Raw genomic sequence first — 18,457 nt, forward strand, 5'->3', positions numbered from 1 at the left:
AGCAGGTAGGCCGAACTGAGGCGAAACAAGACCTGCAAATTCGACGGGATAGCATTTTTGCCAAAAAATTATTTACCTTGATTTCTGCCCCACAAAGCCCCTCAGATGTAGATGATATTCCTGATGATGTGGCGCTTTGTTTGATAGATTTTGGTGAAGCAATGGTGCAAAATTCTACGGATGAAGCACCTTATTTAATTGAGCAAATTTTTAACAACACCGGCGAGTCGGGAAAGTTTCGTACTTATCGCAATCGGCTATTATTTTTAGTAGCAAATGAGCGAGAATTAGAAAAGGCAATCGATTTAGTGCGGGAATATAAGGCGATTCAAAATATTCTGGCAAGCCAAACCCGTTTAGAGGATTTATCTGAAAGTCAACGGAAGCAAATTAAAGAAAGGAAAGGTGGAAAAGATTTAGAGGTGAGGGTGGCTTTAACGAATGCTTACCGGCATTTATTTTACCCAGATCAAGATCCTGTAAAAGCACCGAAGGGTTTAAAACATTATACCTTGCCGGCGGAAGATTCTAGCATGGTGAAAGGAAAAAACAACCAGCAAGATGTTATTTTAAAAGCGCTGAAAGATTGCCAGAAAATACGCTCGGATGAGGAGATAAAACCCTATGCACCGGCCTTTATTTTACAAAAAGTATGGCCCGCCGGTTTAGAACATTTTAGCGTCAAAGCTTTGCGAGATGAATTTGCCAAAAATTTGAGTTTAAAAATTCTGCTAGATGCAGAAATATCCTTGTTGCGCGATACGATCCGGCGGGGTTTAGAAGAGGGACAATGGGATATGAAAGTTGGCGAAAAATTGTATATTAAAACAAACGATTCGCCGCTTTTTTTGCCAGATGTTATTGAGTTTTCCGATAGAATGGTTCTTTATCGCAGGGAGATTTTGCAGCCGCCGGTGCCGAAAGAAATAGAACTCAGTACCGTTGTGATGCCGGCAACAGAAGCGGCTAAGCTGGTGCGTGTACGATGGAAGGCTAAAGGGGCTTTAAGTGTGAGTCTTTATCAGGATGGGGAGTTATTATCAAATACATTCCGCCCTTCTGATGAGTGGGAGGGAAAAATAGAAAAAGCGGCGGTTTTTCGGGTGGTTGCTGATTACGGAAATGGGGAAATTATCGAGAAAGAAACAGCGGTAAATGTGACTTCTACCGGCACCCCTGGGATGGTAAAAAATGGGGGTGGAGTTTATACTACCGCCGGCACTGTTTCGCTGTTCGATTTAAAACCGGCTACCATAGAATTAGAAGGCAGTTTAAATGGTGTTTTTACGCAGTTTATGGATCAATGTCTTGATTTTAAAGTACGCGGAATTGAGTCTTTAGATTTATCTGTTTCTCAAGGTATGGATTACCGGAAAATTGGCACGGCAATTCCTTTATTTAGTCGCTTTAAATTGCAAATTGATAAAACTGTTAGTTTGACTGCTAATGACCAGTTTGTGCGGTTAGAATATCAGGGTTCTGTGCGGGGTTTTCAAAGCTTTTTTACCACAATTAATACTTTGTTAAATTCTGAAGGAACGAAGGCTGATATTAGTTTAAAGATAAGCTTTGAATTTGAAACACCAATCCAGCCGCAAGGTACTGAATTAAATGCAATAAAACAAGCGCTAAACCGGAATCCTGTTGATCATTTGAGCTTGCGTGCTAAGGTGGTTTATTAGGTTAGTATCGGCTTTTTTACCGGCTTTAACCGGCACCCCACCCCAGCCCAGACGCGGGTAGATGCTAAAATTTAATTTCCCCACCCTATCGTCACAGGAAAAAACCGGCCATAATACCGACTATTTTGGTAAAATTATTCAGAAGTATGCAAGAATTTCAATTAAGAGTCATTCCATTAGATAACAACAATTTTACTTTGGAACTTTATCAATGTGCTTATAAAAAAGCCGGTGAGAAAAAACGCCCTGCTGCTAAATGTATAGGCCGGCTAAAAGGTAATGCTTTAGTGCAGGCTAGACAGATAATTTATGCTGCTTTAAAAGGCAATAATTATGACCCCAAAACTTTATCTTATAACCGGCAATCCCCTTATATTCTTTCTGAACAAACAGGCGTTAGTTTAGCAATTTTATTTCAAGCTTTACAACCGCTTTCTAAAACAGAACGCATTGCTAACATTACCTCTGGTATTATGGGAATGAGTGATGAAGAGGCGCATTACTGGTTTGGTAAAATTGCCAATGGTAAGCGTTCTAATGCACTCAAAGCTTTGCGAGTTTTATTAGGAGATTAATTATATAAAAATAGCCGCTTTGATTAAATTTCCATAATGGCAGGCAAAATGCCATCCCCACTCAAAAACCTAAAACTACTAATTTAAAATTATGCGTCCTAAACTTTTTATCGAAAAAATATTCCCGGTGAATGATTTAAATACACAAGTATATTACGAACATGGCGGAAACCCTTTTAAAGGTTTACATCGCTGGTATTCCCGCAAACCTTTATCCTTTTCTCGCGCTTCTGTTTTAGCCTCAATTTTACCCGATGATATCTCCTTAGAAGAGTTTAAATATTTGCTTGGTTACTATCCTGAAAAAGAAGGTTTAAAACCTGATCCTGATATCAAACTTTATAAAACTCCACCTGGTAAGTTTAGGCTTAAAAAAGTACACGACTATTGCGAGAAAGTGTGGGGAAATCGTACTCCTACTATTTTAGATGCCTTTGCCGGTGGGGGTAGCATTCCTTTTGAAGCGGCGCGATATGGGTTAAATGTATTGGCGTCGGATCTCAATCCTGTGGCGGTGGTGACGATGAAGGCGGCTATGGAATATCCGCTGAAATTTGGCCCCGATTTGCAGCATGATATTGATAAATGGGTGAAATGGGTGGGAGATGAAGCCGAGAAAAGATTAGCTGATTTTTTCCCCTCGGCGCCGGGGGAAACTGTGCAAAATTATTTGTGGGCTCATACGGTGGTTTGTCCGAGTTGTCAGTCTGTTGTACCATTAAGTCCGAATTGGTGGTTAAGTAAGACAAGTAACTATGCCGGTAAAGGACAAGCAAGAAAAGTTACGAGTGATTGGTATGCGGTGAAACCTATTCCTAATCTTGCACAAAAGCGGGTTGATTTTGAATTGGTGAAGGGGAAGAAAGGTAAAGAATCGACTATTAAAACAGAGGCCGGTGAGTACGATCCCAATACGTTATCTACTTTAAGTAGAGCCGTTGGGAAATGCTTCAATTGTAATGCTATTATAACAGAGCAAGAAATCAAAGGTTATACATCTGTAAATAATTTTGGACATCAGTTATATGCAGTAGCTTATAAAAAAAACAAATCTATATTAGAATTCCGAAACCCTGAAGAATTAGATTTTTACGGTTTTCAAAAAGCGCAACAGTATTTAAATGAGGCTTATCCTGAATTTATTACTAAGGGATTAATTCCCAATGAACCGACCAGTACCGACTTGCATAATTCTCCAGGCAATTATGACTATGGTTTACGAAAGTATGAAGACTTATTTAACCCTCGGCAGCTTCTAACGCTTGTCACTTATGTAGAAATAATCAACGAAGCTAAGGCGCTGTTACAGGCTGAATACGAACCGGAGAAAGTAGAGGCAATTACAACTTATTTAGCTTTAGTGTTAGATAGATGTGTTGATAAAAACTGTCGTTTATCCATGTGGGATGCTAGTCGAGCATCCTATAGAACAGCATCAGGAATGCACGCTCTCAACTTAATGTGGAACTATCCTGAAGTCAATAGTTCTATTGAACTGTGGCAATCTTGTTTAGAAGATGCTACTAAAGATTATCAAAAACTTTGTGCTTTATTCAGCACAAAACCCCCCTCCACTGGCCTAGAAGGAATCGAACAATACGACCCAAAAACCATTAAAATTGATGCAGCATCAGCCGATAGTCTCTACCACATCCCGGACAATTCAGTAAATGCAATTATCACAGATCCGCCTTATTATTCCACAATTCCCTATGCCGATCTTTCCGACTTTTTCTATGTCTGGATGAAACGCACATTAGGTGATATATTCCCTGAATTATTCTGGTCAGAACTTACTGAAAAAGCGAAAGAAGCTGTAGCGAATCCTTTCCGCTTCCGCAACATGGGAACATCACCAGACGAACTCGCCAAACAAGACTACGAAGCAAAAATGGCCCTTGCTTTTGCCGAATATTACCGAGTTTTGCGAGAAGACGGCGTAATGACAGTACAATTCAACCACAAAGAATCCGGCGCCTGGGACGTGCTCACAAAATCGCTGATAGATAGCGGCTTCGAGATTACCGCATCCTGGGCTGTCAGTACCGAAAACCCGCAAAACCTCCACCAAGCGCAGAAAAACTCAGTCTCCAGTACCGTCCTCTTAGTATGCCGCAAACGAGATCCCAACGCCGAACAAGCCTGGTGGGATGACTTGCGCCCGGAAGTTGCCAACTTAGTCGAACAACGCGCCCCCGAATTTGAAGCCAACGACATCACCGGCATAGACTTATATTTAAGCGCCTTTGGCCCCGCTTTAAACGTCTTCAGCCGTTCCTATCCCATCCTCGACAGCAGCGGTGAAGAAGTACGCCCCGAAGTAGCATTTGCCGAAGCCAGAAAAGCCATTGCAAATTACCGTTTCCGCAAACTAGCGCAAACAGATACAGCCGGTTTTGATGCCCTCACCCAATGGTATTTACTCGCCTGGGATGCCTTCCGCGCCGTTGAATTCCCCTTTGATGAAGCCCGACAATTAGCATTAGCAATAGGAGGTTTCAACGTCACCAATTTAGCAAAAGAACACAAATTAATTGACTCCACCAGCGGAACTTGTAAATTTTTAACACCAAAACAAAGGCTAAAAAAACGCGCATTTTCGATTAACCCGCAAGACTTCACCTTGCAAAATTTAGTAGATGGACTTCACGCGATTATCGCTATTTATCAAGAAGAAGATGATATCCAGCGTGTGCGCGAGTTTATGAAAAAAACCAACTTAGTAAGCAATGATATGTTCATGCGGACAATAGAAGTAGCGCTAAAAGTAATCCCCCGTATTGGAGACGAGAAAAAACGCATCCCCGAAGAAAAAGCCTTGTTAGATTTATGGTTAGCAATGGATGAAATTAAGGCAAAAGTTGTCTATGAACAAATGGAGTTAAATTTTGAAGAAGGGCAGTTAAGCTTAGATTTTAGTGGAGACAATACGGAGAGTTAATTATGTTACTTTTAGATCCAAAAACCTTACAGCCGGCAGAAGAACAACGAGTCATTTTTTATGAGGTAAGTTGGGAACAATACGAATTATTGTCTGATATGCTTAACCTCGAATTTACGCGGATGACGTACTTGGAAGGAAGCTTAGAAATTATAATGACAAATTCTCCTGAACATGAAAGGCTGAAAAAAATTATTGCCCGTTTAATAGAAGCCTACGCCGAACAAAAAAACATTGAATTAAACGGTTATGGTAGCACAACTTTTCGTCGCCGTGCTGTGAAACGGGGTGTAGAACCCGATGAATGTTATTGTTTAGGAAGCCTCAATGAAGTCCCAGATATTGCCATAGAAATTGTTATCAGTAGCGGCGGAATTGATAAATTAGAAGTGTATAAAGGTTTGGGAGTAAAAGAGGTGTGGTTTTGGGAAAATCAGCAATTGTCGTTTTATTATTTACCTGACACCGATGCTGATTATGTTCAGAATTCTCGCAGCGTTTTATTGCCAGATTTAGACCCTATTTTATTAGCGAATTTTATAGGAGAATCGAATCAAACTCAAGCCGTGAGAAATTACAAATTAGCCCTCATAAATGATGGAAATTAAAAAAAACCGCAATCAAAAGGCCGACTTCTCCCAATTCCAAAAAACATGAATTTCTAAAAACATGAACTTCCAAAAACATCCCTGGCGGATAAGTTATTCCAGCAATGAAAACAACCCCATCGCCGAATTTTACATCCCCGCCTTACAATCAGCCATAAAATATGACAGAAAATCAGGATTTTTTAACAGCAAAATCCTCAGCAGAGTAGCCCAAGGTATCGGCGCAATGCTGCATAATAACGGGCAAATACGGTTAATAATGGGTTGCCAATTTAGCCCCCAAGACTTGCAAGCCATCCAACAAGGATACAGCCTCCGAGATGCAATGACATTTCGCCTAGAGGATGATTTTAAACCCCCCGAAACCTTCGCCCAACTTCACCATTTTGAAATTCTAAGCTGGCTGATCCAAAACGGATATTTAGACATAAAAATAGCAATTCCCCTAAAAACAACCGGCCTGCCAGAAGCCCCCGAAACACAACTTGATTATAACCATATTTTCCACGAAAAAACAGGAATTTTTACCGACAGTAACGGTAATCAAATCGCATTTAGCGGTTCCAACAATGAAACAGAGGCCGGTTGGCAAAGCAACGTTGAATCATTCCATGTTTATTGCTCTTGGGAAGGCGAAAGAGACTTAGAGAGAATTTCAGAAGAACAATATAGATTTGAGCTATTGTGGAACAATCTAGCCCCCAATGTCTGCACGTTTGATATCCCCGAAGCCATCCAAAAAAAGCTCTTACAATACGCCCCCGCAAGTAAACCAAACTGGAATCGACAAATTGAATTTGATAACCGGCCGGTGTCTAACCAAAAGCCATTAGTTACCACCAATCAACCCCCAGAAATTCCCTCTTTAAATTATACCATTTCTCCAGAAAATCTCGAAGCAGAAAAACAAAATTTTAGCCCTTTATTTGATTTACCTAAATCCCCTGGTTGCTTAGATTATTGCCTAAAATCAATTCCTATAAAACCTTGGCCTCACCAAATCAAAATCCTCCGCCGCGTCGCTGAACAATACCCCTGTAATTTTCTGATAGCAGATGAAGTTGGACTCGGTAAAACCATAGAAACCGGCCTAATTTTGCGCTACTTATTAGTTAGCCAAAAAGCCAAACGTATATTAATATTAGCACCGGCCAGCGTTCAACCGCAATGGCAAGAAGAATTAAGAGAAAAATTTAACCTTTATTTTTGGAGTTATAGCCAAAATGAATTAAAAAACTCAGATGGTTCTTCTATTATCCCCACCGGCAATCCTTGGAACGCCCAAAACTTAATACTTGCCTCCTCACATTTAGTGCGCCGGTCAGAAAGAATGCGAGAATTAATAGAAGCAGAACCCTGGGATTTAGTTGTGCTAGATGAAGCCCACCACGCCCGCCGGCAAAGCCCCCAAAACCGCAAAGAAACCCCCAACCGGCTGTTACAATTAATGCAGCAAATTAAAGAAAGAACCCGCGCTTTAATTTTGCTATCTGCCACCCCTATGCAAATAGACACCATAGAAGTATTTGATTTGTTGCAATTATTGGGATTAAAAGGCCATTGGAATTATGGCGATAACTTCTGTAATTATTTTACCTCATTAACAGACAAACCAGACCGCTACACCTTAGATTTTTGGCAACAAATGTCAACTGATTATTATCAGCAAGGAGGAAAAGCCTGTCAACGCCTCGAACAATATTTAACCAAAACTGACCGCTTACTATCCTATCGTCTTAAAGATACTTGGCAGAAAAGTTTAAAAATATCTAACTCGAAACATTGCCTAGCTGATGAATCATTTATGACAGCATCCCGGCAATATCTGACAATTAATACACCCATCAAAGATTTAATGTTTCGCCACACCCGCGATACCTTGCGAGAGTATCACCGACGAGGGCTTTTAGAGAAAGGAATTCCTGAAAGAAAAGTTCAAGACAACGCAATTACTTTAGAGGAAAATAGAGAAATTCCCTTATATCGCGCCGTGAGTGATTATGTCCGCCATTTTTATAAATTAGCCGAAAAAGAAAACCGCAAAGCTTTAGGGTTTTTAATGACACTTTACCGTAAACGTTTAACCAGTTCTTTTTATGCCATTAAAGAATCGTTACAGCGCCGATTAGATGGCATTAATATAACCCCCGATGACTTAGGAGATTTAGAAGATGCAGACGATCCAATTATTGAAGGATTAGAGTCTTATTTTGAACGAGCAGATCCCGAAGAAATTGGATATTTACAGGATTTATTACAGCAATTTGAGGACACCGGCGAAGATAGCAAACTTTCTCATTTTATTAGTATTCTGCGGCAAGAATTAAGAGATAGAGAAAGTGCAATTGCTTTTACGCAATATACAGACACAATGGACTATTTGCGGGAAGCTTTACGTCAATTATACGGCTCCCAAGTAGCTTGTTATTCTGGAAGAGGCGGAGAAATTTATCAAAATAGCGAATGGCGAATTGTGCCAAAAGAGCAAATTAAAAAGCAATTTCGAGCAGGAAATATTAAAATTTTACTATGTACAGAATCCGCTTCAGAAGGGTTAAATTTACAAACTTGTGGGGTATTGGTTAACTATGATATGCCTTGGAACCCGATGCGGGTTGAGCAAAGAATAGGCCGGTTAGATCGCATTGGTCAAGTATATCCGACCGTAAGAATTCATAATTTTTATTATGATGGTACGGTTGAGGCAAAAGTGTATCGAAAGCTGAGAGATAGGATTGATGCTTTTCAAAGTGTGGTGGGTAATTTACAGCCTATTTTAGCAAAAGTTCCCACGTTTATTGAACGAGCAGCGATGAGTGCAGATCCAGAAGAAGAGGGGGTTTTGCTGGCAGAATTTGATAATGTTTTGGAAGCGCCACCTTTAAGGCCGGCATTAGATGAAATGGTAACAAGGGATGTAGAAGCCGACTTATTAGAAATTAATCGAGCAATTGCGCCGGCACTGATTTGTTCGGAAAAGATAGAGGAATTGCTAACGAATTCTTTGGTTATTAAGCAGATAGGGGGGAATTTTGAAAAGCTAGAATCGCGTATTTGGCAGTTGAGTTATCAAGGTAAAATCTATGAGGTGACGTTTTATCCAGAGTGCTTTGATGAGAGGCCGGGTTTACAGTATATGAGTTGGGGAAATCCGCTTTTTGAGCGGTTAATGGGTGAGGTTCAGAAGGTATTGGGGGTCGGATAAAAAAAACCACGTTCACTAACTGGCCCTGCAATATCCATCTACCACTGTACAAAAACTAACCTTGCAATATCCTCTAATAAAAATCAGACCTACAAGCTGACATACTTTTGTGAACTTAAAATTTTACAGCCCTTGATTTATCTAGTTTCTAGCACGCTTATCGCCCTTGAAGTTAATAATTTGATACAGAAATTTTTTATTTAATCTTGAATGTACTCTGTACCTGTAAGTAAAGCAAGCTCAGCCCTTACAAATTCGCGCCCTAAATAGGCAGCATGGTCTAATAGTGTTACTGGACAAGGCTGAGTTTCTTCCAAAATTTTTACACAAAGTTCCTTTGCCGTCTTTCCACTAAACACAGTGGATGTGTGCACCACCTGGCCGCTTCCTATATCTACAGCTAAACCACGCCCATCAATCACCTTTGTGTAATGCTTCGCACATATTAATCGGGCCTCTCGATCCAAGTAAATAATGAAATATCCACCAGGGTCAAGGTTGATTTCACGTTTAGAAAGCTCTTCATCAATTGCTGCCAGCTTCTCAATCTGGATATTAACAAGCAAAGGCTCTAAAATTACTCCAGCAACCTCTACATCTTCTCTCTGCTCAGGTATCTTATGCAATTCAGCGATCGCACCCTCAAAATCTCCACGAGCGAAAATCTTCATTCCACTGTTATAAATCAGTAATGGCTCAAATCCTGCTTCCTTCAATGGCTCCGCAAATGTTTCTATTAACGAGGTAAGCCGAAGCACCTCTCCCATATCTTTATACTTGAGCCTTCGACTTAGTGCCAGCGCCAACTCCCGCGCCGCCTCATAAGGCTTAGTATATGCTAATGCCGTCCACTCCTGAGCCTGAGCCAAGTCTTGAGTATCTGGATCATCCTCCGTAAGTCGCTGCCCCACATAATCCAGCAGAAACTCACCCAATTCGTCCAATCGCTCGTGTCCAAGCTCTTCCTTCAGTTCCCTCAACAACAGATTGCGATCCGTTATATCCATCTCATACGTTTCATAGCCCACCTGCCGACATAAGCGCGACAGCAGCACATGAGCCACTGCTACCCAAGGGGCTTCTGGGACAAAGTTTGCCCAAATTTGGTATAGCAAATCCGGGGTGAGTACGAGGGGAAATGCCGCATGACGAGCCAAGTTTCGATATGTCTCCCCAAATTGCTTGGTAAACCCTTCAATTCGTCTAACAGCAACTCGTTTGGCACGGTCTTGGTTAATGTTGGGTGTCACAGCAGCCATGAGTACATCCTCTCCCAAGCAATATATCTGCCTCGCAAAACACTAATCGCCGCATTCATCCCTTGACGACTCATCTCAAACATGGGCAGTAAACGAGCAATTTCACCAGCCGTTGTATGCTGCCAACATTCATTTGGCATCGGGTTCAGCCAAGCACAATAACGCACCGACTGCTGCAACTGCTCAATCCATAACTTAGTGCTTTGAATCCGTTCTTGGTCAAAATTCCCTCGTGCTGCTCCTCCATCGCTAACAATCAGCACTACCGCCCGTTCTCCAATCCCCTTCAGTATCTCAGACATCGGTTGGGCATCCAATAAAGCGGGATGACGATACAGGTACTCATCAGGATAGTCGTGAAAGTAAAATACATGGAGCTGCCTTAGCCGTCCACCTCGCTGTGCCGTCTCCACTAACTGCCGCGATAGATCGTGAAACGGCACCATCGAACCTTCCTGGTCAATTATCAGCACAAGGTCAGTCTGATTGCAACGCGGAGGCATCAGTACGGGTTCGAGTAAAATGCTCTCACGCCCCATCTTTGCCGCCGTTGCTTCTATATCCAATTCTATTGGTACTCCTTCGCGTACTGGACGGCGCAGATAACGCCAGTATTGCTTCATCTGCCTGCGAGTAATGGGGAAATACTCAGTCAAAAGGTTATACCGGGGATGCCCCAGTTCCCTATCCCGCCGGCTACTCCGCACAGCTTGGACAGCCTGCACAGGTTCTGGAGTCAAACTAAGCTCTGTTTCTAGTTGAGGCATGGGCTCACTATCCGCTGAAACCGTGACAGTAGCTGGTGTTTCAGTAGGATCTAAGGAGTTTTTGCCATCCTTTTTTGGCTCAGCCGGAGAATACCGCCACATCTGCTTAAATAGCCGTTGAATCAGGCGGCACTCTTCCTCAGACTTTGACCATACCAGGCAGCAAAGCTGCTCTACTTCCTGACGGCTGCCGATACCAAAACCAGCCTGAAGCGATCGCAGAACTGCTAAATATTCATCAATCCCCAAAGGCAACCCATGCCGTTGTCGCAGGCTGTTAAAGATATCAAGGAGTGGCAGTTCTTCAAGCTTCATACTTCAGATACCGCAAATGATCTTCCCATTTCTTGAGCAAAACTTCCGGGAACGGCAGTTCCCCTTCAAGCTGCTTCAACACCTCATCTTTCGGAAATTGATGCAGCACAGCAAACCAATCGAGCAACTCACTGGTGCTAACCTTTTTCCCTGACTTGCCCTTCTCCATTTTCCGCCGCAATTCGGTAAAACGCTTCACTGCGGCTTCTACTACATCACGGGGGGATTCGGGAAAGTGAGCTTTGACAATCTTACTTAATTGTGAATAAGGAAATTCGATGTAATAAAACAGGCAACGCCGCAGAAACGCATCCGGTAAATCTTTTTCATCGTTGCTGGTAACGAACACAATGGGAGGGTAATTTGCTTTTACTTCTTTTCCCGTTTCCTCAATCGTGAATTTCTGCTCGTCAAGCTCCCGCAACAAATCGTTAGGGAAATCAATATCCGCCTTATCAATTTCATCAATCAGTACCACCGAGCGCTGTGGATTTTCAAACGCACGTCCCAACGGTCCCAGTTGGATATAATTGTCTAAATTATCAACCTTAGATTTGCTCTCTTCCCCCATCCGAACCAGTTGAGCATCGTGCAATCGTCTTATAGCGTCATAGGAGTAGAGTCCATCCCTTGCCCTGCTTGTAGACTTGATATACCAAGGCTCATAGGACAATCCCAGTTCGTGAGCCACTGCCTGCGCCAAGCGAGTTTTACCGCATCCCGGTTCTCCCTTGAGCAACAGAGGGCGTTTCTCCAGAAAGATGGCGAGGTTGACAGCATTAATCAGTTCCGGCGAGGGCAAGTAAGGGGCGAGTCCGTCCTGCTGGTACTCTTCTGCTGAGATGGGTTTGCCCTTGTAAAACTGCTTGCCACTGGCAGAGAGAACACTTGCTAAATTAACCATTTTGCCAATCCTCCTTCCCAATTATGACCGCAGTGGCAGCAAATTTCTTCATAGACAAATTCAGGAATACCGGCTTCAGACTTCTCTAACAAGACTTGGGAGGTTAACCCAGCAGGCATCTGCACATCGGCAAAGCCCGTCACCATATCAAGCCAATCATCCAGGACATCCGGCGGAAACGGACTAACAGGTGGCAAGTGCAAAGGAATCCGGGGATACTCCGGTTGTTCGCATTGCTTTGCTAGCACAATATTTGACTGACAAACTCTGCCGCTATTGTCTACCAAGAACATTAACAGGTGTGTCCCCTCTGGAGTCGGACAGCAATCTGTCTTAACTTTTTCCACCAGCGGTTCCCAGAATTCCTGAAGCCACTCCCCCAGAACCTTTGGCAGCATATAGTCCACCGTGTAGAAAATAAAAATAACATCTTGAGTGAGGAGGCGATCGCAAACTCTCTCAATAATCTGATTTGGTTCAGCATCTTTCTGCAAACCAAACCAAGACGTGAGTTGCCGCCACAGGTGGGGGATACTCCTCCCTACACCGTTGTGGCTCACATCAACCTTGATGGGCGAAATATTCTTCCATTGTGGCTTCAACCGGAATAGCCGAGTAACCAAAAGTTGCTGTCCACAGTAAGGCTCACCGTGAACCAAGAAAGCAGCACTTCGGTGCAAAGTCATGACTGTTTTTACCAACCGCACCTGCTGCTTAAAGTCCATTTGTAGCAGAAGATCAAAAAGTAAATGAGGCGGCGTTTGAATCGGTAGAAATTCTGCTTGTGTTTGAACTTCTACAATGAGTTCATCAATGCGTCCTTGTTTATCTACACCCACATATTGACGAATTTCAATCAACAACGCACAAAGCGCGGGTTTGCCAGAAGTAATTTCACCGAAATCATGAAGTTTCTTGACCATATCGGTGATGAAATTATCCACAGGCATATCCCAATCCAAACGATTTAGAACTGCTGCATTAAGCAGTGCCCTATTCAAATATCCTCGACGCTCCTTTTTGTCCTCCATATGGGGTCTGAGCAGAGGCAATAATTTTTGAATGATATCGTTACTTATTGCCATTACCTAACTACGCCTTCAATCGGGTGTAAATCTCCGGCACGTTGTTCTTCAGGTCATTCAACACGGCAATCATACTCGTACCTGCATTGCGTAAATAACGTCGCTGTGTACTCGGCTCAAGCAACATCCCACCACTATGATGAATCGCAATCACCTGAAAGTCATCGTCAAACACGGGTGAACCTGACGAGCCAGGTAAGGTACTCGTGGTATATTGCACCACGTTGGCATCAGCATAAGCGATAAAGTTATTCTGCATCGAGATTTTTTTCAGGTGTCCACCTGGATGCTGAATAATGGCTACGCGATCGTCTCTCCGCATTTGCTTACTCTTAAGGACAAGGGGACTGCCAAAGTCTGGCAAATCTTTTAGGGGTACGACTGTAAAGTCTAATTCAGCATTTGTATAAAACGTACCCCCCGGTAACGCCTGAACAGTCTGTGTGGAGCATTCTTTCCCGTTGCTATCCAGTTGGTAATTGAAGGTATATTCAGTCTTTTCAGCTTGCTCCTGACTGGCGATGACGTGATTGTTGGTTATCAATAAATCTGGTGCAATCATAAAACCCGTACCCGCAGCCTGTCGTCCCCTTTCCGTTGGTACGCGCAGATGAACCACAGCTTTCGCTGCCTCAAGAGCCAGGTTCAAAATGTAAATGTGGCGTAGGGTATCTTCTCCAATAATCTGTTCCTGTACATCAGTCACACTGCTCGTTCCCCGCCATCGGTCAATCAATCGGCTGGGGCTGACTGGGACATCGAGGGGATACTTTTGAAATAGCTCCAAAATAAAGCCTGAATCTTTATCGCCAGTAAAGGGCTGAATGTAATTGAGGAAGACGCTTAAGGCTTCTTTCCCGTAAGCCACTTGTCCGAATTGGGACAAGAAGCGTACTACTTCCACGGAGACAGCCATCGGAGTACCATCCAAATCTAGCCTTGCTAGGATTACATCCACCTGGGGTACACCTTCCAACGCCCCCGCCACTAGACGGCGGCGATCGCGCACATTCGCAAAGTCGGGTAAGTTCTGAACAATATGGGTCAGTCGTCGGAAGTCAGGCTGCTCTAGCTGAACGGTCACAGTTATTGCTCCTCTTAAAGGGCCGTTTTACATTTGGGCTTTTCCTATCGTCATGGAAAATCTAGCATCAGTTTAGCTACTACAATCGTGCCACTTTGGTCGATTTTTTTCTTTTGCTAAAAGAATGCCGGACTCTAAGAATAATTCCGGTAAAGCGTATATGAAGCACGTCATTCTTAAATTAAGTTTTTTTCGATATGTCACCTGCCTATCAAAGATTCATAGATTCTTTAACTAGTCTTCTAAACGAAGGAGTCCCTCTCAATGAAGCTGTTCAGTCCCTCAATCAACAATATGGTGAGCTTGCCGATAAGGCTGCTCAAAACTTGCTAGAAAAACAAGCTCTTGAAAAAGCTCTCCGAAACTGCCAAAGATGTCTTAAAAATAGGTCTTAGTTGACTCACGATAGCTGAAGGGGGGACATGGAACTGAGGTAGTGCTAAGATCGTCATTGTCATTAGACATTAATTAATGAGAATAAAAAACTAATCTAATTATAGCACAAAGCGACTTGACAAGCCTCCAGATAAGGGTTTGCGCTTGTTGTCCCCCCTTCAGTCACGATAGTCTTTGTATTAAATAGGTGATACAAGCTTTTAGCTCTGTGGCTGCTTGGCTAGACAGAGAATCAGGAATTCTTTGATCTTTGATATAGCTGAATGACATTGTATAAGCATAGACAGGTAAGGTTTGGAACTTAGGCTCCTCTATAAGATCGTATTTACCCCAAGTTAAACACCAAGATATCTGTTCTAGATACTTTTCAATTTCCCAATAGAAATCATCTATTTGATCGGTTGAAAACGCTGTTTTTAGCTCTTTGTACTCATCTAAGGCAGCATTCCCTGCTCTTTGAGCCAGAGCTACTCGATTTTTATCTAGCCATTGAGCAGCTTCTTTGCCAGCTTTTAAGTCTTGTTCAAACTGTTTCAAAACTTGAAGTTGCTCCTCTAGAGGCTTTATCTTTTGTTCGAGTTCAGCTTTATCAGCTTTAAGCTGCTCTATTGGGAGTAGATTATTACTTCCTTGCGAACAACGGAGCTCTTTTATCTCGGCTTCAAGGATTTGTCTTGTTTCTGTAAGAAATGCTTGTGCTTGGGCTGCCATTTCAGATAACTGTTCGCTCAGAATTATCAGCGGTTGCACCTTGTTCTTCAATATATTAATGGTGGCTCGGTGTTCGTCTGAAAGTTTTCCAGCATTCTGTCTCTTTTCGGCAGTATTTAAACATAAATAAATAAGTGAAATAAAATTGATATCGGCAGCTAACAACTCGTCCATTGGCTTGGCACGCGAATTAATCAGAGGACGCAGTTTATCGATGCGTTGCTGTACATCAACTCCAACTTGCGATCGCACATATTCCAACAATGCCCACAGTGCTTGTCTACCTAGTTCAACTTCGCCATACTCTGCTAGTTTGCACACCATGTCGGGGATGAAAGCCACAACAGTGCCACTCCAGGTTATGCTTTGCAGTACAGGTGCATCATTACCCAACGCTAGAACTAGGAAAGATCGACGGTTTCGCTCATCTTCCATGAATGGTCTGAGCAGTTCTACCAACTCATTGATAGTGCTGGAATCTAATTTCACCCTCAACTCAATCTTTCACCTGTGTAATCCCTATATGCAAACTATAGCCTACTCACTGGCAGAGGCTGTGAGTGCGATCGCCTCCGCATCAGAAGCCGGAGTTGTCAGGTGCTTGGCTTTACTGGTCGGTGTATCTTTTAAGAAAGGATACTGATTTATACCAACTACAAGTGCTTCTCGTGCCATAAAAACCAAGTTTACCTGAATTTACCGTTTTATCCCGTTACCGAAACACCTTACCTTGATGAATTCTACCGTCACCAAGACTTTGCTGGCTCTCCTGCTGGCTCTCAGAGAGCTAGAAACCGCTCTCAGCAGCGATGAACAATCAGTTTTGCAAGATGTAGGACAGCAATTAGAGATCGACCCCGATTACTGGGATTTTATTGAAGAACAGCTAATCGCAGTGATTGAAGCCAATTCTGCCTTAAATCAGTTATATCAGTATAACAAGGCCAAATTAGAGACCTTAGACGGTCAAATTCCTCGTGAATTGTTGCCTAGCTTAGAAGATTTGAACCGAGAACTTTTCCCAGAAGTGAAAGAAGTTATCACCTTTGACGGTCAGCCCAAGGACTCTACTGCTACTGAGCCTAACGAGGCGATCGCTCTGACCAGCGTTATTCTGAAAACTGAAAACCAAGACCAAGCTGCTAAACAGGTAAGTTTTCTAAAACAAGTCTCGGACTATGTAAAAACTTACCGTTTCTTTAACACCTACTTTTGCGACCCTAAAAATCAAACAACCGTTCCACCTAGTGAACCTCTAATTCACGGACAGGTTTATAAACTATTTATAGACATCAGTCCAGAACAAAAAGGCATAGATGCAGAGCCAACGCCTTTCCCAGATGAAGCTTTAGCACAAGTTTGGAATGAGCAACAAACCTTAACTATACATGCAATCGTTACCGCAAAAAATGAAGATTTCAGTATTGATGCACAAGTTAAACAGCTAACATTACCTCGCAGTGGAGCTTCCGATCAGATCAAATTTACTGTTAAGCCTAATCGATTTGAGGGTCGGGGCTATATTCGGGTCGAGTTGTTTTATCGTGGCTACCTTCTCCAATCTAAGCAGATCGCTGTTCTCGTTGTCCCCACTGCGGGATCTGAAATTCCAGAATCTCTACGTCCACCTCAATCTGCTCGCATTACTTTTACTACTACTAACTTACTTTCCAATGAGCAGTTAGCACTACTTCCAGAACGAATTTTAGCCGTAAATGTAGAGCTAGATACACGAGATGGCAGCATTGATTTTCGCTTCCTCGATCGCACTCAAGGAGACCGAGAACTAGCTTTCTACGATACGACCTTACAACCTACCGCACTGGGAAATGCAATCGCAGGAATTCGGCAACAACTCTGCTCAACCTTAATTGAGGGATACTATGGCTTAGTTGAAGGAAGTTTAGAACAACTGAATACTTGGCTCCCCAGACTAGCAGATGCCGGACACGAACTTTATCGGCAAATCTTACCCCAAAAGCAAGGATTATTAGTAGACGAACAAGGAGAAGTTTTGCAAGCTGCTCTCAAGTCTGGCACCATTATTCAAGTAAACCCTGTCTTAGGAAAAGTAACAATTCCTTGGGGGTTGCTGTACGAGCGAAAAGTCAAACCCAGTAAGCGGACAAGTGTGTGTGAGCACTTTACCAAGCACGATTTAGATTGTACAAATTGTCCCAATAAAAATAATCCTAATTTTGTTTGTCCTCACGGGTTTTGGGGTTATCGTTACTCAATCGAGCAACTGCCCTGTTGGGTCAGTAATAAACATCCTACTCCTTCAGCATTAGTCCGACAAATTCAAAATGAACTCCCATTATATTTAAGCTTCAATGTCTGGCGGGAGTTTAATTTATGGGGAGAACATCAAGAAAAACTGAAAGAGGCTGGTTCATTGGAACTATTAACTTCTGAAGAAATACAGCAAATAGAAATGACTTGGGAAGCATACGGCAATCAGTTAGATTTAGTTTATTTTTATTGTCACGGCGGAGTAGAAGAAACGCTGAAGCGACCTTATTTAGAAGTAAGTGATGACCGAATTTACAGTAATTTTTTAGAGTGTTACGAATCAACCTGGAAGCATCATCCACTTGTTTTTCTTAACGGTTGTGCAACAGGAGACTATGGCCCCGAAAGTTATGTTAGTCTGATTGATGATTTTTTGAATGCCGGTGCGAGTGGCGTGGTTGGTACCGAATGTCCTGTATCCGAACCGTTTGCTGAACACTATGCTACAGAAGTATTAAGACGCCTGTTTGCCGGAGAGCCTATGGGCCAAGCGATGCTCACAGTGCGCCAAGAATTGTTGCAACGATACTTCAATCCCCTCGGTTTGGTTTACTCTTTAAGCTATTACACATTTAAACTGGGATAGAATTATTTCCTTTATTGTTAATTTTTCTATCCCAGTTAATAATTAAC

General features: G+C 42.6%; 12 protein-coding genes. 6 read left to right on the top strand and 6 right to left on the bottom strand.

From position 1 onward, the window contains the following. From NG798_RS25255 to NG798_RS25275, 5 genes are all read left to right on the top strand, one after another. Positions 1-1,682 (top strand): DUF499 domain-containing protein (locus NG798_RS25255; protein ID WP_261226487.1); only part of this gene is annotated, 1,682 nt, incomplete at its 5' end. A 146-nt stretch (positions 1,683-1,828) separates the two neighbouring features. Beyond that, positions 1,829-2,257, top strand: a complete 429-nt coding sequence (locus NG798_RS25260; RefSeq protein ID WP_261226488.1) for a hypothetical protein — start codon at positions 1,829-1,831, stop codon at positions 2,255-2,257. Positions 2,258-2,348: 91 nt separating this feature from the next. Beyond that, positions 2,349-5,198: a DUF1156 domain-containing protein gene (locus tag NG798_RS25265; protein WP_261226489.1), complete on the top strand. Its 2,850-nt coding sequence runs from the start codon at positions 2,349-2,351 to the stop codon at positions 5,196-5,198. 2 nt (positions 5,199-5,200) lie between these two features. Next, positions 5,201-5,806 carry a Uma2 family endonuclease gene (locus tag NG798_RS25270; RefSeq protein ID WP_261226490.1) on the top strand — a complete coding sequence of 202 codons (606 nt, stop codon included), beginning with the start codon at positions 5,201-5,203 and terminating at the stop codon, positions 5,804-5,806. 61 nt (positions 5,807-5,867) lie between these two features. Next, entirely contained in the window at positions 5,868-9,011 is a 3,144-nt protein-coding gene (locus NG798_RS25275; RefSeq protein WP_261226491.1) for an SNF2-related protein, read from the top strand. A 200-nt stretch (positions 9,012-9,211) separates the two neighbouring features. Here NG798_RS25275 and NG798_RS25280 read toward each other — a convergent pair whose 3' ends face one another. The 6 genes from NG798_RS25280 to NG798_RS25305 all read right to left on the bottom strand — a co-directional run bounded on the left by NG798_RS25280 (position 9,212) and on the right by NG798_RS25305 (position 16,021). Next, on the bottom strand, positions 9,212-9,577 hold the full coding sequence (locus tag NG798_RS25280; RefSeq protein WP_261226497.1) for a DUF4346 domain-containing protein: 366 nt from the start codon (positions 9,575-9,577) through the stop codon (positions 9,212-9,214). Positions 9,578-10,257: 680 nt separating this feature from the next. Continuing rightward, entirely contained in the window at positions 10,258-11,037 is a 780-nt protein-coding gene (locus NG798_RS25285; RefSeq protein ID WP_261226492.1) for a hypothetical protein, read from the bottom strand. Between the two features lie 304 nt (positions 11,038-11,341). After that, positions 11,342-12,256 carry a MoxR family ATPase gene (locus NG798_RS25290; RefSeq protein WP_261226493.1) on the bottom strand — a complete coding sequence of 305 codons (915 nt, stop codon included), beginning with the start codon at positions 12,254-12,256 and terminating at the stop codon, positions 11,342-11,344. Then, complete coding sequence (locus NG798_RS25295) at positions 12,244-13,341, bottom strand: XRE family transcriptional regulator (protein ID WP_261226494.1); 1,098 nt, start codon at positions 13,339-13,341, stop codon at positions 12,244-12,246. Before NG798_RS25295 ends, NG798_RS25290 begins: the two co-directional genes overlap by 13 nt. A 7-nt stretch (positions 13,342-13,348) precedes the next feature. Further along, positions 13,349-14,425 carry a serine protease gene (locus NG798_RS28060; RefSeq protein WP_261226495.1) on the bottom strand — a complete coding sequence of 359 codons (1,077 nt, stop codon included), beginning with the start codon at positions 14,423-14,425 and terminating at the stop codon, positions 13,349-13,351. A 558-nt stretch (positions 14,426-14,983) separates the two neighbouring features. Further along, positions 14,984-16,021 carry a hypothetical protein gene (locus NG798_RS25305; RefSeq protein WP_261226496.1) on the bottom strand — a complete coding sequence of 346 codons (1,038 nt, stop codon included), beginning with the start codon at positions 16,019-16,021 and terminating at the stop codon, positions 14,984-14,986. Between the two features lie 244 nt (positions 16,022-16,265). Here NG798_RS25305 and NG798_RS25310 point away from each other — a divergent pair, with 244 nt between their 5' ends. Further along, a complete protein-coding gene (locus tag NG798_RS25310) occupies positions 16,266-18,410 on the top strand; it encodes a CHAT domain-containing protein (RefSeq protein WP_261226498.1) in 2,145 nt (714 codons plus the stop codon). Positions 18,411-18,457: the final 47 nt, after the last annotated feature.

This window comes from Ancylothrix sp. D3o (genome assembly GCF_025370775.1).
In the GTDB taxonomy this organism is placed as follows: Bacteria; Cyanobacteriota; Cyanobacteriia; order Cyanobacteriales; family Oscillatoriaceae; genus Ancylothrix.

What these genes read in the sequence shown, in the direction of transcription:
- NG798_RS25260 (WP_261226488.1), top strand. Translation starts at nt 1,829, where the DNA reads ATGCAAGAATTTCAATTAAGAGTCATTCCATTAGATAACAACAATTTT.
- NG798_RS25265 (WP_261226489.1), top strand. Translation starts at nt 2,349, where the DNA reads ATGCGTCCTAAACTTTTTATCGAAAAAATATTCCCGGTGAATGATTTA.
- NG798_RS25270 (WP_261226490.1), top strand. Translation starts at nt 5,201, where the DNA reads ATGTTACTTTTAGATCCAAAAACCTTACAGCCGGCAGAAGAACAACGA.
- NG798_RS25275 (WP_261226491.1), top strand. Translation starts at nt 5,868, where the DNA reads ATGAACTTCCAAAAACATCCCTGGCGGATAAGTTATTCCAGCAATGAA.
- NG798_RS25285 (WP_261226492.1), bottom strand. Translation starts at nt 11,037, where the DNA reads ATGCCTCAACTAGAAACAGAGCTTAGTTTGACTCCAGAACCTGTGCAG.
- NG798_RS25290 (WP_261226493.1), bottom strand. Translation starts at nt 12,256, where the DNA reads ATGGTTAATTTAGCAAGTGTTCTCTCTGCCAGTGGCAAGCAGTTTTAC.
- NG798_RS25295 (WP_261226494.1), bottom strand. Translation starts at nt 13,341, where the DNA reads ATGGCAATAAGTAACGATATCATTCAAAAATTATTGCCTCTGCTCAGA.
- NG798_RS25310 (WP_261226498.1), top strand. Translation starts at nt 16,266, where the DNA reads ATGAATTCTACCGTCACCAAGACTTTGCTGGCTCTCCTGCTGGCTCTC.